This is a genomic window from Variovorax terrae, from assembly GCF_022809125.1.
Classification (GTDB): Bacteria; Pseudomonadota; Gammaproteobacteria; order Burkholderiales; family Burkholderiaceae_C; genus Variovorax_A; species Variovorax_A terrae.
Map to the genome: position 1 here is coordinate 23,845 of NZ_JALGBI010000003.1, position 23,657 is coordinate 47,501.

The following is a 23,657-nucleotide window of genomic DNA, read 5'->3' on the forward strand; positions in this document are numbered from 1 at the left end:
GCAGGCCGGGGCACGGCAGGCCGGAACCGGGCACACTCACGGCCCATGACGCTTTCCGATTCCGGGCCGATGGCCCGCCGCACCCTCTGGGTCATGCTGCTCGCGCTGTGCTGCGCCTTCACGCTGAGCCAGGCGTTTCGCACCGTGGCCGCCATGATGGCCAAGCCGCTGCAGGCCGAGCTGGGCCTGTCGAACCAGCAGCTCGGCCTGTTCGCCGGCGCCTTTCACTTCGCGTTCGGCGCCATGCAGCTGTTCATGGGCGTGGGCATCGACCTGCACGGCATCCGCCGCACGGTGCTGATTGCGTTTCCGCTCGCCATCGCCGGCTCGGCGCTGTCGGCGCTGGCGAGCAGCTACCCGCTGCTGCTGGCCGGCCAGGTGCTGATCGGCATCGGCTGCGCGCCGGCCTTCCTGGTCTGCACGGTGTTCATCGCGCGCAACTTTCCGGCCGCGCGCTTCGCCGCGGTGTCGGGCCTGATCATGAGCCTGGGCGGCATCGGCTTGCTGCTGACCGGCACGCCGCTGGCCTGGCTGATCGAGGTGTCCTCGTGGCGCGCCGGCTTCGCCGTGCTGGGCGTGGGCTCGGCGCTGGCCTGGCTGGTGGTGTTCGCGCTGGTGCGCGACACCCCCGCGCCCGCGGCGGCCGAGCCGCCCCCGCGCGAGTCGCTGCCCGAGGCGCTGCGCGCCTTCGGCGCCCTGTTCGCCGTGCCGCACACCTGGGGCATCATGGTGCTGGGCGCCGTCACCTACTCGTCGTTCATCGCGCTGCGCGGCCTCTGGCTCGGGCCGCTGCTGATCGAGCGCTACGGCTACACCCTGGTGCAAAGCGGCAACGTGGCGCTGGCGGTCTCGGTCGTGAGCCTGCTCGGCCCGCCGCTGTTCGGGCGGCTCAGGACGCAGGGCCGCGCTCAGCGGCACTGGATCATCGGCTTCACCCTGCTGATGGCAGCCGCGTTCGCCGCCCTGGCGCTGAGCCCGGGCGCCCACCTGGCCGTGGCCGGCGTCCTGCTGAGCGGCTTTCTGTCGGGCTACATCGTGCTGCAGTACGCCGACGTGCGCGCGGCTTACCCGGCGGCCCTGACCGGCCGTGCGCTGGCGGTGTTCACCATGGCCATGTTCCTGGGCATCGCGCTGGTGCAGTGGCTCACGGGCCTGGTGGCCACCTATGCCCTGGCGCATGGCATCGAGCCCTACACGGCGGTGCTGTTCGCCATCGCCGCCCTGCTCGCAATGGGCGCGCTGGCCTTCGCCGCTCTGCCGGCCCCGGCCAGCGCGGCGCGGCCCGCGCGCTAGGGTAGGTTCAGAGCCGGCGGGTTGCTCCTGTTTTGATAGCAATAAATGACCACCTCACCTGGACCTCCGGCCATTTTCATCAGGATTTGAGGCAACAGGCCGCCCTGCGCCGTCAGCCCGGCATCTCGAAGCCGCCGGCCAGCGTCTCGCGCAGGTGGTCCACGAAGCACTGCACCGCGCGCGGCACCTGGGGCGCCCAGGGGCGGATGGCGTAGAGCCGGTCGCCGAAGAAGCCCTGCGGGCGCCAGCCGGGCAGCACCGGCACCAGGCTGCGCGGGCGCAGATGGCCGGCCGCGCTGAAGTCCGGCAGCAGGCCCAGCCCCAGCCCGCCCAGCACCGCCTCGCGCAGCACCTCGCTGTTGTTGGCCTTCAGCGGCCCGTTGACGGCGACGATCACGCGCTCGGCCTTGCGCCCCGCCTCGCGCTCGAACGACCAGTTCTGGCCCGCCGTGTCGCGCAGGTACAGCAGGCAGTCGTGCGATGCGAGCTGCGACGGATGCGAGGGCGCGCCGCGCCGCCGCAGGTACTCGGGGCTGGCCACCAGCACCGAGCGGGATTCGCACAGCACCCAGGCCACGTGGGTGTCGGGCGGCGCATGCGCATGGCGCACCGCGAGGTCGAAGCCTTCCTGCACCAGGTTGACGAAGCGGTCGGTCAGATCCAGCTCGACGCGGATCTCGGGCTGGCGCCGCAGAAAGGCGGCCAGCGTGGGCGCGATGTGCTGGCGGCCCAGCGCCACCGGCGCCGTCACGCGCACCAGGCCGCGCGGCGAGCCGGCGAGGTCGCGCACGCTGGCAAAGCTCTGCTCGATGTGCGCGAACGAGGGCTGGGTGTCGTCCACCAGTTGCTGGCCGGCCTCGGTCAGGCCGACCGAGCGCGTGGTGCGGCGCACCAGCGGCACGCCGGCGGCGCGCTCGAGCTCGCCGATGCGCATGCTGACCGAAGCCTTGGAGATGCCCAGGCGCCGCGCCGCCTGGGTGTAGCTGCGCGTCTGGGCCAGCACCGTGAGCAGGTGCAGGTCGGCGAGGACGGGCGTGGCGGGGTGGCTCATTCGGATAGCTCGATTGATTGTTCAATTCAATGAACAATATAGTCAGAAAATCGCTATGTTCAAAGCCCCCGGGCGGGCATAGACTTCCGGGTATCTCTCCGCCAACCGAAGGACCCCGATGAACGCCCCCGACCTGCGCCAACCCTCCACCCCGGCCACCACCGCCATCGAGCACTGGATCGGCGGCCGCGCCACGCCCGGCCAGAGCGGCCGGCGCGCCGACGTCTTCAACCCCGCCACCGGCGCCGTGACCGGCCAGGTGGCGCTGGCCAACACGGCCGAGGTCGCGGCCGCCGTGGCCGCCGCCCAGGCCGCCTTCCCGGCCTGGGCCGACACGCCGCCGATCCGCCGGGCGCGCGTGATGTTCAAGTTCCTGGAGCTGCTCAACCAGCACCGCGACGAACTCGCGCACGCCATCACGGCCGAGCACGGCAAGGTGTTCACCGATGCGCAGGGCGAGGTCACGCGCGGCATCGACATCGTGGAGTTCGCCTGCGGCATCCCGCAACTGCTCAAGGGCGACTTCACCGACCAGGTCTCCACCGGCATCGACAACTGGACGCTGCGCCAGCCGCTGGGCGTGGTGGCCGGCATCACGCCGTTCAACTTCCCGGTGATGGTGCCGATGTGGATGTTCCCGGTGGCCATCGCCGCGGGCAACACCTTCGTGCTCAAGCCCAGCCCGATCGACCCGAGCGCCTCGCTGCTGATGGCGGCGCTGCTCAAGCAGGCCGGCCTGCCCGACGGCGTGTTCAACGTGGTGCAGGGCGACAAAGCCGCGGTGGACGCGCTGCTGGAACACCCGGACGTGAAGGCCGTGAGCTTCGTCGGCTCCACGCCGATCGCCAACTACATCTACGAGACCGGCGCGCGCCACGGCAAGCGCGTGCAGGCGCTGGGCGGCGCCAAGAACCACATGGTGGTGATGCCCGACGCCGACATCGACCAGACCGTGGACGCCCTCATCGGCTCGGCCTACGGCTCGGCCGGCGAGCGCTGCATGGCCATCAGCGTGGCGGTGCTGGTAGGCGATGCGGCGGACAAGGTCATCCCCAAGCTGATCGAGCGCACGAAGGCGCTCAAGGTGCTCAACGGCGCCAACCTGGACGCCGAGATGGGCCCGATCGTCACGCGCGCCGCGCACGACCGCATCACCGGCTACATCGCCCTGGGCCAGCAGGAGGGCGCCAAGCTGCTGGTGGACGGCCGCGGCTTCCAGGGCGCGCAGGCCGGCGAAGGCTGCGACCAGGGCTTCTGGATGGGCGGCACCCTGTTCGACGGCGTCACGCCCGAGATGCGCATCTACAAGGAAGAGATCTTCGGCCCGGTGCTGGGCTGCGTGCGCGCGCACGACCTGAAGCAGGCGGTGGACCTGATCAACGCCCACGAGTTCGGCAACGGCGTCTCCTGCTTCACGCGCGACGGCAACGTGGCGCGCGAGTTCTCGCGCCGCATCCAGGTCGGCATGGTCGGCATCAACGTGCCGATCCCCGTGCCCATGGCCTGGCACGGCTTCGGCGGCTGGAAGAAGAGCCTGTTCGGCGACATGCATGCCTACGGCGAGGAAGGCGTGCGCTTCTACACCAAGCAAAAATCCATCATGCAGCGCTGGCCTGAAAGCATCGGGAAAGGCGCGGAGTTCGTCATGCCCACGGCCAAGTAGGATTGCGCCTGACGGCCCGCGGTGGCCGCTCCCCATAACAATCAGCAAGAGACAAGGCGCCCATGAGCGACACCACGTTCGACTACATCATTGTGGGAGGCGGCACGGCCGGCTGCCTGCTGGCCAACCGCCTGAGCGCCGACGCTTCCAAGCGGGTGCTGCTGATCGAGGCCGGCCGCAAGGACGACTACCACTGGATCCACATCCCGGTCGGCTACCTGTACTGCATCGGCAACCCGCGCACCGACTGGCTCTACAGCACCGAGCCCGATGCCGGCCTGAACGGCCGCGCGCTGCGCTACCCGCGCGGCAAGACGCTGGGCGGCAGTTCCAGCATCAACGGCATGATCTACATGCGCGGCCAAGCGCGCGACTACGACCAGTGGGCGCAGCTCACCGGCGACGACGCCTGGACCTGGGCCAACGCCCTGCCGTACTTCAAGCTGCACGAGGACCACTACAAGGGCGCCGACGCGCTGCACGGCGCCAAGGGCACGAAGTCCGAGCTGCTGGCCGGCGGCACCAGCCCCTACGACCAGGTGCTGCGCCACCGCAACGCCGGCGGCGAGTGGCGCATCGAGAAGCAGCGCCTGCGCTGGGACATCCTCGATGCGTTCGCGCAGGCCGCGCAGCAGGCGGGCATTCCGGCCACCGACGACTTCAACCGCGGCAGCAACGAGGGCGTGGGCTACTTCGAGGTCAACCAGCACAACGGCCTGCGCTGGAACACGGCCAAGGGCTTCCTGCGGCCGGTCTGCTACGGGCGGCCCAATTTCGAGATGTGGACCTCGGCCCAGGTGGCCGGGCTGGTGATCGAGACGCAACCCGACGGCAGCCGCCGCTGCATCGGCGTGCAGGCCTGGGCGGGCCAGGAGATGGTGGTGGCCCATGCGCGCCGGGAAGTCGTCCTGAGCGCCGGCAGCATCGGCTCGCCGCAGCTGCTGCAGCTCTCGGGCATCGGCCCGGCGGCGCTGCTGCAGAAAAATGGCATCCCGGTGGTGAGCGACCTGCCGGGCGTGGGCGCCAACCTGCAGGACCACCTGCAGATCCGCGCGGTGTTCAAGGTCGAAGGCGCCCGCACGCTCAACACCATGGCGAACTCGCTGCTGGGCAAGGCCCGCATCGGGCTCGAATACGCGCTGCGGCGCAGCGGGCCGATGAGCATGGCGCCCTCCCAGCTCGGCGCGTTCACGCGCAGCGACGCCGCCCAGCCCCACCCCAACCTCGAGTACCACGTGCAGCCGCTGAGCCTGGATGCGTTCGGCGAGCCGCTGCACGGCTTCAACGCCTTCACCGCCAGCGTGTGCAACCTCAACCCCACGAGCCGGGGCACGGTGCAGGTGCGCAGCAACCGGTTCGAGGACGCGCCGCTGATCGCGCCCAACTACCTGCAGACCGACGCCGACCGCCAGGTCGCCGCCGATTCGCTGCGCGTGACGCGCCGCATCGTGGCCCAGCCGGCGCTGGCGAAGTACCGGCCGCAGGAGTGGAAGCCCGGCACGCAGTTCCAGAGCGACGAGGAGCTGGCCCGGCTCGCGGGCGACATCGCCACCACCATCTTCCACCCGGTGGGCACCACCAGGATGGGGCGCAGCGACGACCCGATGGCCGTGGTCGACTCGCGCCTGCGGGTGCGCGGCGTGGCGGGCCTGCGCGTGGTCGATGCCGGCGTGATGCCCACCATCACCAGCGGCAACACCAATTCGCCGACGCTGATGATCGCCGAGAAGGCGGCGCGCTGGATCAGCGAAGCGGCCTGAAAAATACTCCGTCCGGAGCAGGGCCGGCGTTTCCGGCCGTGTTATTTTTGCCGCTTGGCGCACTGGCATGATGACACGCATCCGCACCACCGTCGTCCTGGTCGAGGACAACCCGCTGCACGCGCGGCGCTACCGGGAGAACCTCTCCCAGGACCCGTCGCTGCAACTGCTGGCCGAGTACGCCACGGCCGCCGAGGCCATGCGCCACGCGGGCGCGCTGGCGCCGGACGTCGCGCTGATCGACCTCGACCTGCCGGACGCCAGCGGCTTCGCGGTGATCCGCCAGATCCGCCAGCAATCGCCGCACACCGCCATCATGGTGGTCTCGGTGTTCGGCGGCGAGCGCAACCTGGTCGAGGCGATCGAGGCCGGCGCCACCGGCTACCTGCTCAAGGACAGCCTGCCCTCCGACTTCAATGCCAGCCTCCATGCGCTGCGCGCGGGCGAGTCGCCGATCAGCCCCTCGCTGGCGCGCTACCTGCTCACGCGGCTGCAACGGACGCCGGGGCCGGCCCCGCTCCCGGCCGCCGAGGCGGGCCCGTCGCCGCTGTCGCGCCGCGAGACCGCGATCCTGGAGGCCATCGCGCGCGGCCGCAGCATCGCCGAGATCGGTGACGCGCTGCACATCTCGCCGCTGACGGTCAAGAGCCACGTGCAGAACATCTACCGCAAGCTCGAGGCCCGTTCGCGCCAGCATGCGGTGTTCCTGGCCCAGCAACGCGGGCTGCTGAAGCTGTGAGCAGGCTGGCGCGCTGGCTCGTCTGGGCCGTCGTCGCGCTCGGGCTGGCGCTGCTGGCCTGGAGCCTGCAGCCGCGCGGGGAAGCAGCGGGCACGCTGACGATCCGGCAGGCGCAGTTCGTGAAGACCGACGCCCCCGCGCCTCCCGCCGAGGATGCGGCCGACTGGGTCGAGCGCGCATTGCCCGACAACTGGCAGCGCACCAACCCCGGCCTGCACGGCTATGGCTGGTACCGGCTCCGTTTCCGGCTGGCCAGCGCGCCCGCCGACGCCTGGGGCGCCTACCTGCCCAGCGTGTCCACGAGCTACCAGCTCTACCTCAACGGCATCGACGTCGGCACCAGCGGCGGCATGAGCGGCGAGATCCAGCGCGCCGGGGGCAAGCCGCATTTCGCTCCCCTCCCGCCGCAGGTGCTCCACGCCGGCGACAACGAGCTGCTGCTGCGCCTGCGCGTGGCGCCCAACCTGCGCGGCGGCCTCGGCCCGGTGACGCTCGGGCCGCGGCAGGGGGTCGAAGACCTCTACAGCCACGACTACTTCATGCGCGTCACCCTGTCGCGCTCGGTCAACATGGCGCTGCTCTTCACCGGCGTGCTGGTGCTGATCCTGTGGCTGCGCCGCCCGCGGGAATCGATGTACGGCTACTTCGCCGGACTGGCCATCCTGTGGTCGATCCGCAATTTCCACTACACCGCCACGCCGCAGGGCATTCCCTCGGGCCTGCTGGAGGCCTTCATCCTGGGCAGCCTCGGCGTCGTGGTGCTGCTGCTGTGGCTGTTCATGCTGCGCTTCGCGGGCCGGCGCCCCGTGCGCGCCGAGCGCCTCGTCGCCGCGGTCTTCCTGGCGGCGCCGCCGCTGTTCGCGCTGCTCGACCTGCGCCTGCTGAGCCTGCTGCGCATCCCCTGGTACCTGGCCTGCGCGGCGCTCGGCGCCTGGTCGATCGCGGTGCTGCTGCAGTTCCTGCGCACCCCGCAGGGCCGCGCGCGCACGGGCGCCTGGCTGATCCTGGTCGCGGAGCTGCTGACGCTGCTGCTGGGGCTGACCGACCTCGCCGTCTCGGCCGAGCTGCTGCCGTTCGGCCCTGCCGCGCGCATGGCCTTCGGCGCACCCATCCTGCTGTGCGCGCTGGTCTACGCGGTGGCGGAGAACTACTTCCACACCTTCGACGAGGTGCGCCGGCTCAACACCGAGCTCGAGCAGCGCGTGTGCGAACGCACGCGGGAGCTCGAGCTGACCCACGAGCGCCTGCGCACGCTCGAGCGCAGCGCGGCCATTGCCGAGGAGCGCGACCGCCTGATGCGCGACATGCACGACGGCGTGGGCTCGCAGCTCATGACCACGCTCGACGCGGTGGAGCGCGGCCAGCTCGACCCGGCCGGTGTCGGCGCGCTGCTGCGCGGCTGCATTGAGGACCTGCGGCTGGTGATCGACTCGCTCGAGCCCAGCGAACATTCGCTGCAGCTCGCGCTGGCCAACCTGCGCTACCGGCTCGAGCCGCGGCTGCGCGAAGCCGGCGTCGCGCTGGCCTGGGAGGTGGACGAAACGCCGGTGGCCGCCTCCACCGGCCAGGTGCTGCAGATCATGCGCATCGTGCAGGAAGCGCTGGCCAATGCCCTGCGGCACGCGCAGGCCCGCCGGCTGCGGCTGCGGCTCGAGGTGGCCGGCGGCGCGCTGGCCGTCGAGGTGAGCGACGACGGCCGCGGCCTGGGCCCGCAGGCCGACCAGGCCCCGGACCCGGCGCGGCCCCACGCGCAGCGCGGACTCGCCAACATGCGCCTACGCGCCCGCCAGCTCGGCGGGGAATTGGAGGTGCTCAGCGCCGCGCCCGGCACCCGGGTCGTGCTGCGCGTGCCCCTTGAAATACTCCAAACGCAGGATGCCGGGGTGGCGCACGCGCGCCTAAGCTGAACCCCTCCCCGGCCCCGATCGGCCGGGGCCCGCCTCCATGCCGCCGGCATGGCCCACGAACCTTCCGAGGAGCCTTTCGATGAGCCATCTCCTGATCCGCATCCTGTGCGCCGCCGGCCTCGCGCTGGCCGGCGCCGCCGCCTCGGCGGCCAACGTCGCCTACCTCTCGTCGTCCAGCGGCTACCTGCTGCACGCCAGCGGCGGCATCGCCGTCACCGCCAACTGGGCCGGCCAGGCGCCGATCCAGGGGTTTTCGGGCTACGGCCAGATCCAGGTCAACGGCCAGTGCCTGACGGGCAAGACCGGCAACCAGCCGCTGACCTGGGAAGGCTGCCGCGGCGGCGACAAGTCGCAGATCTGGGCCCTGAGCAACCGCCGCCTGAACAACCAGGCCGGCTGGTGCGCCGACGTGGAGGGCAACCGCAACGGCGCCGGCGTGCGGGTGCTGGCCTGGCAGTGCAGCGGCGCCATCAACCAGCAATGGGGCTCGCACGTGATCGAGTCCGCGCAGGCCACCGCCAACCGCATCGGCAACACGGCCGTGCGCAGCACCTTCCTGAGCACGGCCCAGAGCGCGCGGCCCGGCGACGTCATCAGCCTGTCGACCGGCAGGATCGTGGCTCAGGGCGGCGGCAACATCGTGGCCCAGGGCGGTGGCAACGTGGTCGCCCAGGGGGGCGGCAATATCGTCGCGCAAGGCGGCGGCAATTGACGAAGCCCATGGGCAGTAGGCTTCGAATCGTTGCCGTGACCGGCATCCTGCTGGCGGCCGCGGCAGCCGCCACCGCGCAAGCCGCCTGGCAGGTCGGCGACAAGGTGCGCGTCTGGGTGAGCGCCGACTACTACGACGGCACCGTGGTGGAGGTGGGCTCCGGCGACCACGCCGGCCAGTACCGCATCCATTTCGACAATTTCAGCTCCGAGCAGTACGCGCTGGCGAAGAACGTCCTGCCTCGCAAGCCTGCCCCGGCGAACAGCGGCCAGGCCCGAAAGACGGGCCAGAACGGCTGCCGGATCATGGTCCTCAACAACCTGCCGGTCTGCGACCCGGCAAGCGTGCCCAAACGCTGACGCGCCATCCCCGCCAACGGATCGGCCGCAGGGCCTGCGCTGGGACGCGGCCGCCGGCGCCCGCCTCAGCGGATGCCGCCGACGTAGCGCGGCGCGTTCGGGTCGCGCGGGCTGCGCGGCTTGCCGGGTTCGAGCGTCGATTCGGCGAACCCCGATTCGCCATAGGAAGAAGGCCCGAAGCCGCTGCCGCCTTCGCCGGCCGCCGCGGGCGCCGGGGCTGGCGCGGCGTGCTGCTGCAGCCTCTCGCGCACGGCCTGGGCCAGCGGGCGCGCAGGCGCCCTCGAGGCTTCGGCCATGGCCTGCTCCAGCCGCAGCGCCCATTCGGCCAGGTCCGGGTGGCCTTCTTCGAGCGCCTTGGCGCGCGCGAAGCGCACGATCTCGGCCGCGTAGTCGGTGTTCGCGGCCATCCATTCGGTGTCGGTCACGCGCCCGGTCTTGCGCCGCAGCAGGACATGCAGGTGGGCAGCGATCGCGAGTTTTTCACTGTCCAGCATGAGGCTCTCCCGTCAGGAAATGCGTTCCCGGTGTTGGCCGATGTCCAGGCCGTTCAACTCCGTCTGCTCATCGACCCGCAGGCCCACGATCAGGATCGTGACCCACAGCAGCAGGGAGGTCATGATCAGGCTGTAGGCCATCACCGCGCCTGCGCTGACGGCCTGCACGAAGAGGCTGCCCTCCGCGCCTGAGATCGTCTTGCTCGCGAACACGCCGGTCAGCAGGCAGCCCACGATGCCGCCGATGCCGTGCACGCCGAACACGTCGAGCGAATCGTCGGCATGCAGCAGGCGCTTCAGGCCGGTGGCGCCCCAGTAACAGGCAGCGCCCGCCACCAGGCCGATGACCAGCGCCGAGCGGGGCGAGACGAAGCCCGAGGCCGGCGTGATGGCCACCAGCCCCGCCACCAGGCCCGAGCACAGGCCGAGCAGCGAGGGGCGGCGGCGCAGCACCCACTCGCCCAGCATCCACGAGATGGCGCCGGCCGCCGCGGCGATGTGCGTGACGGCCATCGCCAGGCCGGCGCGGCCGTCGGACGCCACGGCCGAGCCCGCGTTGAAGCCGAACCAGCCGACCCACAGCAGGCCGGCGCCGGCCATGGTGAGGCCGAGGTTGAAGGGCTCGAACGGCTCGCGCCCGTAGCCGCGCCGCGCGCCTAGGAAGTAGGCGCAGACCAGGCCCGAGACACCGGCGTTGATGTGCACCACCGAGCCGCCCGCGAAGTCGAGCGCGCCCAGTTTGGCCAGCCAGCCGCCCGGCTCCCAGACCCAGTGCGCCACCGGCGCGTAGACGAACAGCGTCCACATGCCGATGAACCAGAGCATGGCCGAGAAGCGCATGCGCTCCACGAACGAGCCCACCACCAGCGCCGCGGTGATGATGGCGAAGCTGAGCTGGAACATCGCGTAGACCGACTCGGGCACGTTGGGCGCGACGTGGCTGACCGCCACCTTGCCCGCCTCCTTCATGTAGTCCAGGCCGCTGAACCACAGCCGTTCGCTGCCGCCGAGCCAGCCGCTGCCCGGGGTGAAGGCCCACGAGTAGCCTACGGCGAACCACAGCAGGCTGACCAGCGCCGCGATGGCCACCACGCAGGCCATGGTGTTGAGCACGTTCTTCTTGCGCACCATGCCGGCATAGAACAGCGCGATGCCCGGCAGCGTCATCAGCAGCACCAGCGCCGTGGAGGTCATCATCCAGGCGGTGTCGGCCGCGTTCAGGCTGTCCTGCGGCACCAGCGAGGGGCGCGTCGGGGCGGCGGCAGGCGCCGGGGCGGGCACGGCAACGGCCGGCGCCACCTGCGCTGCGGGCGCTTCGGCCGGTGCGCTGGCCGTGGCGGCCGGCGGGTTTGGAGGAGCCGCGGGCGCCTGGGCCCAGGCCATGGCCCCGCACCCCGCCCAGAGCCCGATGATCAGGATGATCCGCCGTCCGACTGCCCTCATGATGGTTCCCGTTTTGTGCCCAACTGCAAGCTGCTCTGCATAAGTCATGCCAAAGCGCGGCGGCGTTTTGCGCCCCTTCCTGCGGCACCGGATCGCCCGCCATGGCGCGAAGGCCTGGCCGGGAAATCCCCAATGCACTGGGAAAGTGCATCCGGTAAAGTGTTACCACTCGCAACCGGGCCACGCTGCCCGTGAGGGCGAGGGACCGAGGAGACACCCACAAGTTACCAGAATACATTTGCAGGCATCCCGCGAGATGCTGATTCACAAGGCGCCGGCCCAGCCGGCGCCTTTTTCTTTTTCTGGAACCAAACCCGCCAAGGTCCGCATCGCACGGTCATTCCATGCTATTGATTTGAGAGTACGCACGGATGCGACAATCGAGTCATGGAATTGTTTGTCGTGTCGCTGGCCTCGCTGCTGGCCGGTTTTGTGGACTCGATCGTGGGCGGCGGCGGCCTGATTCTGGTGCCCGCCCTGTTCGCCACCTTCCCCACCACCCACCCTGCCACCCTGTTCGGCGTCAACAAGAGCGCCTCGGTCTGGGGCACGGCCATCGCCACCTGGCAGTACCACCGGCGCGTGCAGATGCGCTGGGCCGCCCTGCTGCCGGCCGCCGCCGCGGGCTTTGCCGGCTCGTTTGCCGGCGCCTGGGCCGTGACCGTGATCTCGCCGGAATTCCTGCGCCGGCTGCTGCCCTTCATCCTGATCGCGGTGCTGGCCTACACGCTGGCCAAGAAGCAGCTCGGCCACACCCATGCGCCGCGCCTGTCGGGCCGCGCCGAGACGCTGGCGGCCAGCGTGATCGGCCTGGTGCTGGGCTTCTACGACGGCTTCTTCGGCCCCGGCACCGGCAGCTTCTTCGTGTTCCTGTTCGTGCGCTGGCTGGGCTACGACTTCCTCAACGCCTCGGCCTCGGCCAAGCTGCTCAACACCGCCACCAACCTGGCCGCGCTGATCCTGTTCGCGCTCAAGGGCCATGTGTGGTGGCATTTCGCGCTGACGCTGGCCATCGCCAACGTGGTCGGCAGCCTGCTGGGCACGCACATGGCGCTCAAGCACGGCACGGGCTTCGTGCGCAGCGTGTTCATCCTGGTGGTCAGCGCGCTGATCCTGAAGACCGGCTACGACGCCTTCCTGCGCTGATTGCTACGGTTTTAATAGCGCCCGATGACCGCAGGACAAGGACATCCAGCCGTTTTCACCATGAAACAGCCGCCTGAGCCGGCGCAAAGGCGTTTTCGGGGCAACAGACCCTAGCGCTCGGCCCGGCCCGCGGCCACGGTCAGCGGCCCCGGGGCGGGCGGCGCGCCAGCCGCCACGGGCGCCGCGGCCGATGCCGCAGGCACGGCGGCAGCCAGGGCGCCCACGCCGCCGGCCGGCGGCCAGGCCACGTCCGCCGCCGCCCGCGGCTTGCCGAGGGGCGCGGAGGCCTGGCCCTTCTGCACCGCCGCCAGGTCCTGCTCGCTCGGGTACTGGCCGAGCAGCCAGTAGTCGAACACGCGGCGCGCCAGCGGCGCGGCCACCTCGGCGCCCCAGCCGGCGTTCTCCACGATCACGGCCAGCGCGATCTTCGGCTCGTCGGCCGGCGCGAACGCCATGTAGACGGCGTGGTCGCGCTGGTGCTCCTCGAGCTTGGCCTTGTTGTACTTGTCCTTCTGGCCGATGGTCACGGCCTGCGCGGTGCCGGTCTTGCCCGCGCTCAGGTAGCCGGCGCCCGCGAACACGCGCGCCGAGGTGCCCTCCTGCGTCACGCCCACCAGGGCGCGGCGCACCACGGCCACGTTCTCGGGCTTGAAGCCCAGGTCTTCGGGCGCGGGCTGCACCACCGGCTCGCGCGTGCGCGTCACCGCGTCCTGCGTCGCCAGCACCAGGTGCGGCTTGTGCTTGACGCCGTTGTTGGCCAGGATGGCCGTGGCCTGCGCCATCTGCAGCATGGTGAAGGTGTTGTAGCCCTGGCCGATGCCCAGCGAGATGGTTTCGCCCGCGTACCACTTCTTCTGCTCGGGGCGCTTGTAGGCATTGCGCTTCCACTCGGTGCTGGGCAGCACGCCGCGCACCTCGCCGTTGATGTCGATGCCGGTGATCTGGCCGAAGCCCAGCGGCTTCATGAAGTCGTGCATGGTGTCCACGCCCATGTCGTTGGCCAGCGAGTAGAAGTACACGTTGCTCGACTTGACGATGGCGCGGTACATGTCGACCGGCCCGAGCGCGATGTCGCCGTGGCTGCGGAAGGTGTGGCCGCCGAAGGTCCAGGAGGCGTTGTCCTGGATGATGGCGCTGGGCGAGCGCTTGCCGGTCTGCAGCGCGGCCATGGCCATGAACGGCTTGTAGGTGGAGCCCGGCGGGTAGGTGCCGCGCAGGGCCCGGTTGAGCAGCGGCTTGTCGAGCGACTCGTTGAGCGCCTGCCAGTTCTCCACGTCGATGCCCTCGACGAACAGGTTGGGGTCGAAGGTGGGCTTGCTCACGAAGGCCAGCACCTCGCCGTTGCGCGGATCGAGCGCGACCAGGGCGCCGCGGCGCTCGCCGAACATGTCCTCCACCAGCTTCTGCAGCTTGATGTCGAGCGACAGCATCACGGTGTTGCCCGGCGTGGCCGGGTTGCTGGCGAGCTTGCGCACGGCCCGCCCGCCGGCCGAGGTTTCGACTTCTTCCACGCCGGTGATGCCGTGCAGTTGCCGCTCGTAGCTCTGCTCGACGCCGAGCTTGCCGATGTAGTCGGTGCCGCGGTAGTTGCTGTCGTCCTCGGAGTCCTCGATGCGCTCCTTCTCGGCCTGGTTGATGCGGCCGATGTAGCCGATCACGTGGCTCGCCAGCTCGCCGTAGGGGTAGTTGCGGAACAGCCGGGCCTTGATGTCCACGCCCGGAAAGCGGTAGCGCTGCGCCGCGAAGCGCGCCACCTCCTCGTCGCTCAGCCGCGTGCGCACGGGCAGCGACTCGAAGCTCTTGGACTCCTCCAGCAGCTTCTTGAAGCGGCGCCGGTCGCGCGGCTGGATGTCCACCACCTGCGCCAGCGCATCCAGCGTCTGCTCGAGGTTGCCGGCCTTGGACGGCGTGATCTCCAGCGTGTAGGCCGAGTAGTTGGTGGCCAGCACCACGCCGTTGCGGTCCAGGATCAGCCCGCGGTTGGGCACGATCGGCACCACCGCGGTGCGGTTGCTCTCGGCCTGCTCGTCGAGGTCCTCGTGGCGGATGACCTGCAGGTAGGCCAGCCGCAGCACCAGCAGCAGGAACGCCAGCAGCACCACGGCGCTGGCCACCAGCACCCGGCGCCGGAAGCGGGACAGGTCGGCTTCGACGTTGGGCAGCTCGGTCATTGGAGCCCCCACGCTCCCCGAGGGCGCTGGCCTTGCTTGAAGCGGCCCTGCGCTGCGGCCGTGCGGGCGTTCATAGCGGTCTGTTCTCGTCGGGATCGGGCGCCCGGCGCTGCGGCGCCAGCAGCAGCACGCTCACCACCGGCCACAGCAGGGCCTCGAACAGCGGCGCCAGCAGCAGGCTCAGGCCGGGAAACACGCCGCCGCCGATCATGCGGATGGTCAGCTCGATCGCATGGGCCGCGACGAACAGCGGCAGCACCTGCAGCGCCTGCGAGGGCACGCTGAACCACAGCAGGCGGCGGTGGATGGTGATGGCGAAGAAGCTCAGCGCGGTGTAGGCCCAGGCATGCTGGCCCAGCAGCGCGGCCTGGTGCACGTCCATGCACAGGCCGAACACGAAGGCGGCGCCGATGCCCACGCGCAGCGGCTGGTGCACGCTCCAGAACACCAGCACCAGCGCCAGCACGTCGGGCATCCAGGCCACCCGCCCGAGCGGCACCAGGTTGACCAGCAGGGCCATCACCAGGCTGCCCCAGATGAACACCGGGTTGGCCGGCAGCAGCAGCTGCTGGCCCGGTCGCATGATCATGGCGTGCCTCCGGTGCGGTTCATTTGCGCGGGCCCTTGCGCGCCGTTTCGCGCGCGGCATCGCCCGGCGGGCGCTCGGGAATCTGCGCCGACACCGGGCTCAGCACCATGACGTAGCGCGCGCCCTGCACCAGCGCCTGCGGCACGCAGTGGATGCGGGCAAAGGCCGAGTCGGCGCGGCGCTCCACCTTGTCCACCTTGGCCACCGGCAGGCCCGGCGGGTAGACGCCGTCCACGCCGCTGGTGGTGAGCAGGTCGCCCGACTGCACGTCGGCATTGCCGGCCATGAAGCGCAGCTCCAGCCCGCCGCCGGCCAGGCCGGTCGGGTCGCCGTAGGCCACGCTGCGCGCGCCGGTGCGGGTGTTCAGCACGGGGATGGCCTGGTCGCGGTCGATCACCAGCGTGACCTCGCTGACCAGCGGATGCACGCGCGTGACCTGCCCCAGCACGCCGGACTCGTCGAGCACCGGCGAGCCGGCCTCGATGCCCTGGGCCAGCCCCTTGTCGATGATCACCTTGCGGGTGTAGGGGTCGGCCGCGTCGTACAGCACCTCGGCGGCCTGGGCCGGCGTGGTCACCTGCTCGCGCAGGGCCAGCAGCTTGCGCAGGCGCTCGTTCTCCTGCGCCAGCTGCTCGACCTGGTTGGCGCGCTGCGACTGCAGGGCCAGCTTGCGGCGCGCCGCCTGTTCCTCGCCCTGGGCGCTTTGCAGCGCCTCGAAATAGCTGCCGCCCTGGCGCGCGAGTTGCACCGGGCGCAGGGCCAGCCATTGAATCGGATAGAGCACGGTGGCCACCGCCGCGCGCAGCGGCTGCGTGACGCGAAAGCGCGCATCGGCCACCATCAGCAGCAGCGCCAGCGCGCTGAAGAACATCAGTTTGGACAGGGCCGACGGGCCCTGCTTGAAGAAGGGCGGGGGCGTGCGGTCCAGGGTGCCCAATGGCATGGTGGTCCTCTCCAGTCAACCGGCGGCCGGGCCGGGCATCGCCACGAAGTGGCGGGGCCGCGGCCGGTGGACTGGCTTCACGTCACTCCGAGGTAAAGATGCTGCCCATGCGCTCCATGCGCTCGAGTGCAATGCCGCAGCCGCGCACCACGCAGGTTAGCGGGTCCTCGGCCACCAGCACCGGCAGGCCAGTTTCCTCGGCCAGCAGGCGGTCGAGGTCGCGCAGCAGCGCACCGCCGCCGGTGAGCATCATGCCGCGTTCGGCGATGTCGGCACCGAGCTCGGGCGGGGTCTGCTCCAGCGCGTTCTTGACGGCCGAGACGATGTTGTTGAGCGGGTCGGTCAGCGCCTCGAGGATCTCGTTGCTGGAGATCGTGAAGGAGCGCGGCACACCCTCGCTGAGGTTGCGGCCCTTGACTTCCATCTCCTTGACCTCGGAGCCGGGAAAGGCGGAGCCGATGTTCTTCTTGATGGCCTCGGCCGTGGGCTCGCCGATCAGCATGCCGTAGTTGCGGCGGATGTAGTTGATGATGGCGTCGTCGAAGCGGTCGCCGCCCACCCGCACGCTGCCCTTGTAGACCATGCCGCCGAGCGAGATCACGCCGACCTCGGTGGTGCCGCCGCCGATGTCCACCACCATCGAGCCGCTGGCCTCGCTCACCGGCAGGCCGGCGCCGATCGCGGCGGCCATCGGCTCCTCGATCAGGTAGACCTCGGAAGCGCCCGCGCCCAGGGCGGATTCGCGGATCGCGCGGCGCTCGACCTGGGTCGAGCCGCAGGGCACGCAGATGATGATGCGCGGGCTGGGCTTGAGCACGCCGCGCGGATGCACCATCTTGATGAATTGCTTGAGCATCTGCTCGGTGACGGTGAAGTCGGCGATCACGCCGTCCTTCATCGGGCGGATCGCCTCGATGTTGCCCGGCACCTTGCCGAGCATGGCCTTGGCCTCGTGGCCGACGGCCTGGATGGTTTTCTTGCCCTGGGGGCCGCCTTCGTGGCGGATGGCGACGACCGAAGGCTCATCGAGAACGATGCCTTTGTCGCGGACGAAAATCAGGGTGTTGGCAGTACCAAGGTCGATGGCAAGGTCGGTGGAGAAGTACCGACGGAATGCTCCAAACATTACAGTCCTCTCGGGCACGGCCTGCGCTTCGGCGGGCCGTCGCCATGTGAAATGGGTCAGCAGGGGGGCGAAATCGTCATTTTTGGTGCAAATACCGGCTGTTTTGCAGCCGTTGCGTCAAAGGCGGGATAATACCCCATCCCCTGTGAATAACTTGTCGGGCAGCACTCTAAAAGGCGCTGGTTACACCCGGTTTCGACTCATCACCCGTCATGTCACTGACTTCTTCCGATATCGGGCGCATCGCCCATCTGGCGCGGCTGGAGCTGAGCCCCAGCGAAAGCGAGCGCATGCTCACGCAAATCAACGGCTTCTTCGACATCGTGGAGCAGATGCGCGCTGTGGATACCACCGGCATCGAGCCGCTGGCGCATCCGGTGGCCGCCATCCAGGACATCGCGCTGCGCCTGCGGGACGATGTGGCAAGCGAGCCCGACCAGCGCGAAGCCAACCAGCGAAGCGCGCCCGCGGTCGAACGCGGCCTGTTCCTCGTGCCGAAGGTGATCGAATGAGCACCGGCCGGGCACTGCATGAACTGGGCGTGGCGCAGCTCGCCGCGAAGCTGCGCGGGCGCGAGGTCTCCGCCGTCGAGACGGCGCAGCACTTTCTCGCGCGCATGAAGACGCACGAGGCGCTGGGCGCCTTTCTCGCGACGAACGAAGACGCCACGCTGGCGCAGGCGCGTGCGGCCGATGCGCGCATCGCCGCGGGCACGGCCGGCGCGCTCGAGGGCGTGCCGCTGGCGCACAAGGACATCTTCGTCACCACCGACTTTCCCACCACCGCCGGCTCGAAGATGCTGGAGGGCTACCGCTCGCCGTTCGACAGCACGGTGGTGCGCAAGCTGGCGGAGGCCGGCATGGTCACGCTCGGAAAGCTCAACTGCGACGAGTTCGCGATGGGCTCGGCCAACGAGAACTCGGCCTTCAAGCCGGTGCGCAACCCGTGGGACCCGACGCGCATTCCCGGCGGCTCCTCGGGCGGCAGCGCCGTGGCCGTGGCGGCGCGCCTCGCGCCCGCGGCCACCGGCACCGACACCGGCGGCTCGATCCGCCAGCCCGCGAGCTTCTGCGGCATCACCGGCATCAAGCCGACCTACGGCCGCGCCTCGCGCTACGGCATGATCGCCTTCGCCTCCAGCCTCGACCAGGCCGGCCCGATGGCGCGCAGCGCCGAAGACTGCGCGCTGCTGCTGTCGGCTCTGTGCGGCCCCGATCCCGACCGCGACTCGACCTCGCTCGATGTGCCGGCCGAGGACTTCACGCGCTCGCTGAACGACTCACTCGACGGCCTGCGCATCGGCATCCCGAAGGAGTTCTTCGGCGAGGGCCTCGCCCCGGGCGTGCGCGCCGCGGTGGACGCCGCGCTCAAGGAGTACGAGAAGCTCGGCGCCAGGCTCGTGGAGATCTCGCTGCCGCGCACCGAGCTGTCGATTCCCGTGTACTACATCATCGCGCCGGCCGAGGCCAGCTCCAACCTGAGCCGCTTCGACGGCGTGAAGTTCGGGCACCGCGCCAGGGACTACACCGACCTGCTCGACATGTACAAGAAGACGCGCGCCGAAGGCTTCGGCGACGAGGTCAAGCGCCGCATCATGATCGGCGCCTACGTGCTCTCGCACGGCTACTACGACGCCTACTACCTGCAGGCGCAGAAGATCCGCCGCATGATCGCCGACGACTTCCAGCAGGCCTTCAAACAATGCGACCTGATCGCCGGCCCGGTGGCGCCCAGCGTGGCCTGGAAACTCGGCGAACATGGCAACGACCCGCTGGCCGACTACCTGGCCGACATCTTCACCCTGCCCGCCTCGCTGGCCGGCCTGCCCGGCATGAGCGTGCCCGCGGGCTTCGGCGAAGGCGCCATGCCGGTGGGCCTGCAGCTCATCGGCAACTACTTTGCCGAAGCAAAGCTGCTGAACGCCGCGCACCGCCTGCAGCAGGCCACCGATTTCCACCTTCGCCAACCGGAAGGTGTGTGAGACCATGACCGCCAAACTCATCCAGGGCTATGAAGTCGTGATCGGCTTCGAGACGCACACGCAGCTCTCCACGCACAGCAAGATCTTCAGCCGCGCCTCCACCGCCTTCGGCGCCGAGCCCAACACGCAGGCCTGCGCGGTGGACCTCGCGCTGCCCGGCACGCTGCCGGTGATGAACCGGGGCGCCGTCGAGCGCGCGATCCAGTTCGGCCTGGCCATCGGCGCGCACATCGCGCCGCGCAGCATCTTCGCGCGCAAGAACTACTTCTACCCCGACCTGCCCAAGGGCTACCAGATCAGCCAGTTCGAGATTCCCGTGGTGCAGGGCGGCTCGGTCGAGTTCTACCTCGGCGACGAGAAGAAGAGCGTGCGCCTGGTGCGTGCCCACCTCGAGGAAGACGCGGGCAAGTCGCTGCACGAAGACTTCATCGGCCAGAGCGGCATCGACCTGAACCGCGCCGGCACGCCGCTCTTGGAGATCGTGACCGAGCCCGACATGCGCTCCTCCGACGAGGCCGTGGCCTACGCCAAGGAGCTGCACAAGATCGTCACCTGGATCGGCATCTGCGACGGCAACATGCAGGAAGGCAGCTTCCGCTGCGACGCCAACGTCTCGGTGCGCAAGCCCGGCGGCGAGCTGGGCACGCGGCGCGAGATCAAGAACCTGAACAGCTTCAAGTTCATGCAGCAGGCCATCGATTACGAGGTGCGCTGGCAGATCGAGCAGATCGAGGATGGCCATGCGATCGAGCAGGCCACCGTGCTGTTCGACCCCGACACTGGCGAGACCCGCGCCATGCGCACCAAGGAAGACGCTGCCGATTACCGCTACTTTCCCGATCCTGATCTGCCGCCGCTGGTGATTGCGTCCGAGTGGGTGGCGCGCGTGAAGGCCGGGATGCCCGAGCTGCCGCGCGTGATGGCGCAGCGCTTCGCAAGCGACTACGGGCTGTCCGACTATGACGCCACCACGCTGACGCAGAGCCAGGAGATGGCGAAGTATTTCGAAGCCTGCGCCCGGGCCAGCGGGCAGGCCAAGCTGTCGGCGAACTGGATCCTCGGCGAACTGAGCGCCAGCCTCAATGCGGCCGGCCTGGAAATCGGCCACGCCCTCGTCGATTCGCTGCAACTGGCCGCCATCATTGCCGCGCTCCACCAGGGCCGGATCAACGGTGCGGGCGCCAAGGCGCTGTTCAAGGAAATCTGGAGTAACGAACAGGAACGCGCCGGCCAGGCCAGTGATGCGCCGGCCCAGATCGAGCGGCTGATCCGCGACAAGGACCTGGGGCAGATGAACGACTCCGGCGAACTGGAGAAGATCATCGACGCCGTGATCGCCGCCAATGCCGACAACGTGGCCCAGTACAAGGCCGGCAAGGACAAGGCGTTCAACGCGCTGGTGGGTCAGGCCATGAAAGCCACCAAGGGCAAGGGCAACCCCGCCCAGGTGAACGAGTTGCTGAAAAAGAAACTGGGTTGACGGGCGCGCCGGTCGCTCTGATTTTCATAGCAACCGATGACCGCCCGACCTGGACATCGGGCCTGTTTGGCTATTTTTTCTCGGAAGCGGGCGCCGCGGCGGCCGCGGGCGCGCCCTGCAGCGCCCAGAGCTGGCGCAGCTTGACCAGCTCCTCGTCGAAGCGCGCGTTCACGCGCTGCTTCTCGCTCTGCTGGTCGGCGATGAAGCGCTTCTGCACCGCCATGCTGTGGTCGTTCTCGTCGACCTGGCGCTTGAGCGAGGCCGGCGCCTTGCCGGGGTCTTTCTTGTAGAACTCGAACTCGGTGTCGATGGACTGGCGCTGCTGCACCAGCTCGCCGATGCGCTTGTTCGCGGCCTGGATGACCTGATCGACCTGGTGCAGCGCCTCGGCGCGCTCCTTGTCGTGCACCGCCTTGCTCGGGTAGCGGATCAGCAGGGCGCGGTCGCGCCGCTTTTCCTCGGCCTGGCGGGCCCGCTCCTCGGCCAGCTTCTTGTCTTTTTCTTCCTGCTGGGCGCGCTCCTGCGCGGTCAGCGTCGGGCCGACGCTGCGGCGCACGGTGCCGCTGGGATTGAGCTCTTTCTGCTCGCGGTCCACGCATTCGGCGATCGGGCGGTCGGCCGTGATCTTGCGGCCCTTGCCGTCAACGCAGCTATAGATGGCCTGCGCATGGGCCAGGCCCCACCCGCCGGCCAGCAATGGGCCGATTGCCAGCCCTGCCGTCGCCATCCACGCGCGTACTGCCACGTTGCTCCTTATTCGGCGCCCTCGTCGACACCGTAACGCTGGCGGTAGGCCAGCACCCGTTCATGGTGGGCGCCGAGGCCACCGCTGTCATGAGTCGCCAGATACTGGAGTAAATCCTCCAGCCTCGCAATGGCGCAAACCTGCAGTCCGAGTTGATTGCGGACATATTGCACAGCACTGTGGTTTACGTCCACACCGTTCTCGGTGGCCTTTTCCTGCCGGTCCAGCGCCAGCGCCACCGCATGCGGCACGGCGCCGGCCGCCTTGATCAGGGCGATCGACTCGCGCGCCGCCGTGCCGGCCGACATCACGTCGTCCACGATCAGCACCCGGCCCTGAAGCGGCGCCCCCACCAGCGAGCCGCCTTCGCCATGGTCCTTGGCCTCCTTGCGGTTGTAGGCAAAGGGCACGTTGCGCCCGAGGCGGGCCAGCTCGACGGCCACCGCCGCGCCCAGCGGAATGCCCTTGTAGGCCGGGCCGAAGATCATGTCGAACTCGATGCCGCTGCCCAGCAGGCGGCGTGCATAGAATTCGGCCAGCCGCCCGAGCTTGACACCATCGTCGAACAGGCCGGAATTGAAGAAGTACGGACTCATGCGCCCGGCCTTGGTCTTGAACTCGCCAAAACGCAGCACGCCCGAATCGACCGAGAATTGCACAAAATCCTGGGCCAGCCGATCCTGATCCGACGCGCCCGCAACACCAACCGACATGGAGAGTTCCTTGTTCAAATTAACCAGCCTCAACCTCAACGGGATCCGCTCTGCCGCCACCAAGGGGGTTGAAGCCTGGATTGCCAAAACCAAGCCGGATTGTATTTGCGTGCAAGAAGTCAAAGCCCAGGCCGCCGATGTGAGCGGCCGCTTCGAGGAATTGGCCGGACTCAAGGGGCACTTCCATTTTGCCGAAAAGAAGGGCTACTCGGGCGTGGCGGTCTACACCCGGCACGAACCCAGCGACGTGATCATCGGCTACGGCTCCAGCGAGTTCGACGCCGAGGGCCGCTACGTCGAGCTGCGCTTCGACACGCCGGGCGCCAAGCGCTCCATCATCAGCTGCTACTTTCCCAGCGGCTCGTCGGGCGAGGAGCGGCAGCAGGCCAAGTTCCGCTTCCTCGACGAGTTCGATCCGCACCTTGCCAAGCTCAAGAAGAAGCGCGACTTCATCCTGTGCGGCGACGTCAACATCGCGCACCAGCAGATCGACCTCAAGAACTGGCGCAGCAACCAGAAGAACAGCGGCTTCCTGCCCGAGGAGCGCGCCTGGATGACCCGGCTGCTCAATGAGACCGGCATGGTGGACGTGTACCGCCAGCTCCAGCCCACCGCCACCGACACCGCCTACACCTGGTGGAGCAACCGCGGCCAGGCCTACGCCAACAACGTGGGATGGCGCCTGGACTACCACCTGGCCACGCCGGCGCTGGCCGCGCTGGCGCGCAGCGAGCACATCTACAAGACTGAGAAATTCTCGGACCACGCGCCGATCACGGTGGAGTACGAACTCAAGCTCTGAGTCTGAACCACCCCATGGCTACGAGGCCCCAGGCTAGGCGCTGGGGCCGAGCGCCGTCAGCCGCTCCAGCGCGGCCGTCAGCTGCGCCATGTCGCAGCCCGCCAGCGCGGCGTTGAGCCGCTCCTCGTGTTCGCGCACGATGCGGCGCAGGCGCGCGTTCTGCTTGCGGCCTTCGGGCGTGAGCTTCACCAGCACGGCCCGGCGGTCCTCTTCCAGGCGCACGCGCTCGACGTAGCCGCGGTCTTCCAGCTTGTCCACGATGGGCACCATCGACGACCGCGTCAGCCCCAGGGCCTGCGCCAGCACGCTCTGCGACACCGCGGCGTTGCAGCTCAGGATCTCCAGCGCGCCGTGCATCGCCGTGGTCAGCTGCATGCGCCCGAGCTTCTGGTCCAGCTCGCGCAGCGCCGCCGAATGCGCGCGCCGCAGGTGGAAGCCCACCATGGTGGGCAGTTCGCCAAGCGACAGTGCGGAATTCTTCGAGGGCTTGGCGGTGATCATGGCGCTAGCTTAGTGCATAACGGCCGGGCAGAAGCCGCT

At 69.5% G+C, this 23,657-nt stretch carries 22 protein-coding genes; 12 read left to right on the plus strand and 10 right to left on the minus strand.

What is annotated here, in order from left to right; translation table 11 throughout:
• Positions 1–45 precede the first annotated feature (45 nt).
• A complete protein-coding gene (locus MMF98_RS19480; protein WP_243308767.1) occupies positions 46–1,293 on the plus strand; it encodes an MFS transporter in 1,248 nt (415 codons plus the stop codon).
• 112 nt (positions 1,294–1,405) lie between these two features.
• On the opposite strand, the gene MMF98_RS19485 is transcribed toward MMF98_RS19480, so the two are convergent.
• Positions 1,406–2,344: a LysR family transcriptional regulator gene (locus MMF98_RS19485; protein WP_243308768.1), complete on the minus strand. Its 939-nt coding sequence runs from the start codon at positions 2,342–2,344 to the stop codon at positions 1,406–1,408.
• A 118-nt stretch (positions 2,345–2,462) separates the two neighbouring features.
• On the opposite strand from MMF98_RS19485, the gene MMF98_RS19490 reads away from it, so the two are divergent.
• The 6 genes from MMF98_RS19490 (at position 2,463) to MMF98_RS19515 (ending at position 9,484) form a co-directional block, all read left to right on the plus strand.
• Positions 2,463–4,007, plus strand: coding sequence for a CoA-acylating methylmalonate-semialdehyde dehydrogenase (locus MMF98_RS19490; RefSeq protein ID WP_243308769.1), 1,545 nt, complete (start codon positions 2,463–2,465; stop codon positions 4,005–4,007).
• A gap of 62 nt (positions 4,008–4,069) precedes the next feature.
• On the plus strand, positions 4,070–5,767 hold the full coding sequence (locus tag MMF98_RS19495) for a GMC family oxidoreductase (RefSeq protein ID WP_243308770.1): 1,698 nt from the start codon (positions 4,070–4,072) through the stop codon (positions 5,765–5,767).
• A 67-nt stretch (positions 5,768–5,834) separates the two neighbouring features.
• A complete protein-coding gene (locus MMF98_RS19500; protein WP_243308771.1) occupies positions 5,835–6,506 on the plus strand; it encodes a response regulator in 672 nt (223 codons plus the stop codon).
• A complete protein-coding gene (locus MMF98_RS19505; RefSeq protein ID WP_243308772.1) occupies positions 6,503–8,413 on the plus strand; it encodes a sensor histidine kinase in 1,911 nt (636 codons plus the stop codon). Before MMF98_RS19500 ends, MMF98_RS19505 begins: the two co-directional genes overlap by 4 nt.
• A gap of 79 nt (positions 8,414–8,492) precedes the next feature.
• The gene (locus MMF98_RS19510; protein WP_243308773.1) at positions 8,493–9,125 is read left to right on the plus strand and encodes a ricin-type beta-trefoil lectin domain protein; all 633 of its coding nucleotides are present in this window, start codon (positions 8,493–8,495) and stop codon (positions 9,123–9,125) included.
• Positions 9,126–9,160: 35 nt separating this feature from the next.
• Positions 9,161–9,484: a hypothetical protein gene (locus tag MMF98_RS19515; protein ID WP_243308774.1), complete on the plus strand. Its 324-nt coding sequence runs from the start codon at positions 9,161–9,163 to the stop codon at positions 9,482–9,484.
• Between the two features lie 65 nt (positions 9,485–9,549).
• Here the strand turns inward: MMF98_RS19515 and MMF98_RS19520 are convergent, their stop codons facing one another.
• Both MMF98_RS19520 and MMF98_RS19525 read right to left on the minus strand, forming a co-directional pair.
• A complete protein-coding gene (locus tag MMF98_RS19520; protein ID WP_243309702.1) occupies positions 9,550–9,978 on the minus strand; it encodes a hypothetical protein in 429 nt (142 codons plus the stop codon).
• 12 nt (positions 9,979–9,990) lie between these two features.
• A complete protein-coding gene (locus MMF98_RS19525; protein ID WP_423837655.1) occupies positions 9,991–11,421 on the minus strand; it encodes an ammonium transporter in 1,431 nt (476 codons plus the stop codon).
• 387 nt (positions 11,422–11,808) lie between these two features.
• Here MMF98_RS19525 and MMF98_RS19530 point away from each other — a divergent pair, with 387 nt between their 5' ends.
• Positions 11,809–12,567: a sulfite exporter TauE/SafE family protein gene (locus MMF98_RS19530; RefSeq protein ID WP_243308776.1), complete on the plus strand. Its 759-nt coding sequence runs from the start codon at positions 11,809–11,811 to the stop codon at positions 12,565–12,567.
• A 110-nt stretch (positions 12,568–12,677) separates the two neighbouring features.
• On the opposite strand, the gene mrdA is transcribed toward MMF98_RS19530, so the two are convergent.
• The 4 genes from mrdA to MMF98_RS19550 form a co-directional block, all read right to left on the minus strand.
• Positions 12,678–14,738 carry a penicillin-binding protein 2 gene (gene mrdA / locus MMF98_RS19535; protein WP_243308778.1) on the minus strand — a complete coding sequence of 687 codons (2,061 nt, stop codon included), beginning with the start codon at positions 14,736–14,738 and terminating at the stop codon, positions 12,678–12,680.
• A gap of 70 nt (positions 14,739–14,808) precedes the next feature.
• A complete protein-coding gene (gene mreD, locus MMF98_RS19540; protein WP_243308780.1) occupies positions 14,809–15,327 on the minus strand; it encodes a rod shape-determining protein MreD in 519 nt (172 codons plus the stop codon).
• Positions 15,328–15,346: 19 nt separating this feature from the next.
• On the minus strand, positions 15,347–16,270 hold the full coding sequence (mreC, locus tag MMF98_RS19545; protein WP_243308782.1) for a rod shape-determining protein MreC: 924 nt from the start codon (positions 16,268–16,270) through the stop codon (positions 15,347–15,349).
• A gap of 82 nt (positions 16,271–16,352) precedes the next feature.
• On the minus strand, positions 16,353–17,396 hold the full coding sequence (locus tag MMF98_RS19550; RefSeq protein ID WP_243308784.1) for a rod shape-determining protein: 1,044 nt from the start codon (positions 17,394–17,396) through the stop codon (positions 16,353–16,355).
• A gap of 212 nt (positions 17,397–17,608) precedes the next feature.
• Here MMF98_RS19550 and gatC point away from each other — a divergent pair, with 212 nt between their 5' ends.
• From gatC to gatB, 3 genes are read left to right on the plus strand one after another with little or no spacing between them, the layout of a single operon-like run.
• The gene (gatC, locus tag MMF98_RS19555) at positions 17,609–17,908 is read left to right on the plus strand and encodes an Asp-tRNA(Asn)/Glu-tRNA(Gln) amidotransferase subunit GatC (protein ID WP_243308792.1); all 300 of its coding nucleotides are present in this window, start codon (positions 17,609–17,611) and stop codon (positions 17,906–17,908) included.
• Complete coding sequence (gene gatA, locus MMF98_RS19560) at positions 17,905–19,377, plus strand: Asp-tRNA(Asn)/Glu-tRNA(Gln) amidotransferase subunit GatA (RefSeq protein ID WP_243308794.1); 1,473 nt, start codon at positions 17,905–17,907, stop codon at positions 19,375–19,377. The genes gatC and gatA overlap by 4 nt, the downstream gene beginning before the upstream one ends.
• Before the next feature lie 4 nt (positions 19,378–19,381).
• Positions 19,382–20,857, plus strand: a complete 1,476-nt coding sequence (gene gatB, locus MMF98_RS19565) for an Asp-tRNA(Asn)/Glu-tRNA(Gln) amidotransferase subunit GatB (RefSeq protein WP_243308796.1) — start codon at positions 19,382–19,384, stop codon at positions 20,855–20,857.
• A gap of 70 nt (positions 20,858–20,927) precedes the next feature.
• Here the strand turns inward: gatB and MMF98_RS19570 are convergent, their stop codons facing one another.
• Complete coding sequence (locus MMF98_RS19570; RefSeq protein ID WP_341481323.1) at positions 20,928–21,602, minus strand: DUF4124 domain-containing protein; 675 nt, start codon at positions 21,600–21,602, stop codon at positions 20,928–20,930.
• A gap of 8 nt (positions 21,603–21,610) precedes the next feature.
• Entirely contained in the window at positions 21,611–22,315 is a 705-nt protein-coding gene (gene pyrE, locus MMF98_RS19575) for an orotate phosphoribosyltransferase (RefSeq protein WP_243309673.1), read from the minus strand.
• A gap of 10 nt (positions 22,316–22,325) precedes the next feature.
• On the opposite strand from pyrE, the gene MMF98_RS19580 reads away from it, so the two are divergent.
• Positions 22,326–23,117, plus strand: coding sequence for an exodeoxyribonuclease III (locus MMF98_RS19580; protein ID WP_243308797.1), 792 nt, complete (start codon positions 22,326–22,328; stop codon positions 23,115–23,117).
• Between the two features lie 33 nt (positions 23,118–23,150).
• Here the strand turns inward: MMF98_RS19580 and MMF98_RS19585 are convergent, their stop codons facing one another.
• Positions 23,151–23,618 carry a MarR family winged helix-turn-helix transcriptional regulator gene (locus MMF98_RS19585; protein WP_243308799.1) on the minus strand — a complete coding sequence of 156 codons (468 nt, stop codon included), beginning with the start codon at positions 23,616–23,618 and terminating at the stop codon, positions 23,151–23,153.
• Positions 23,619–23,657: the final 39 nt, after the last annotated feature.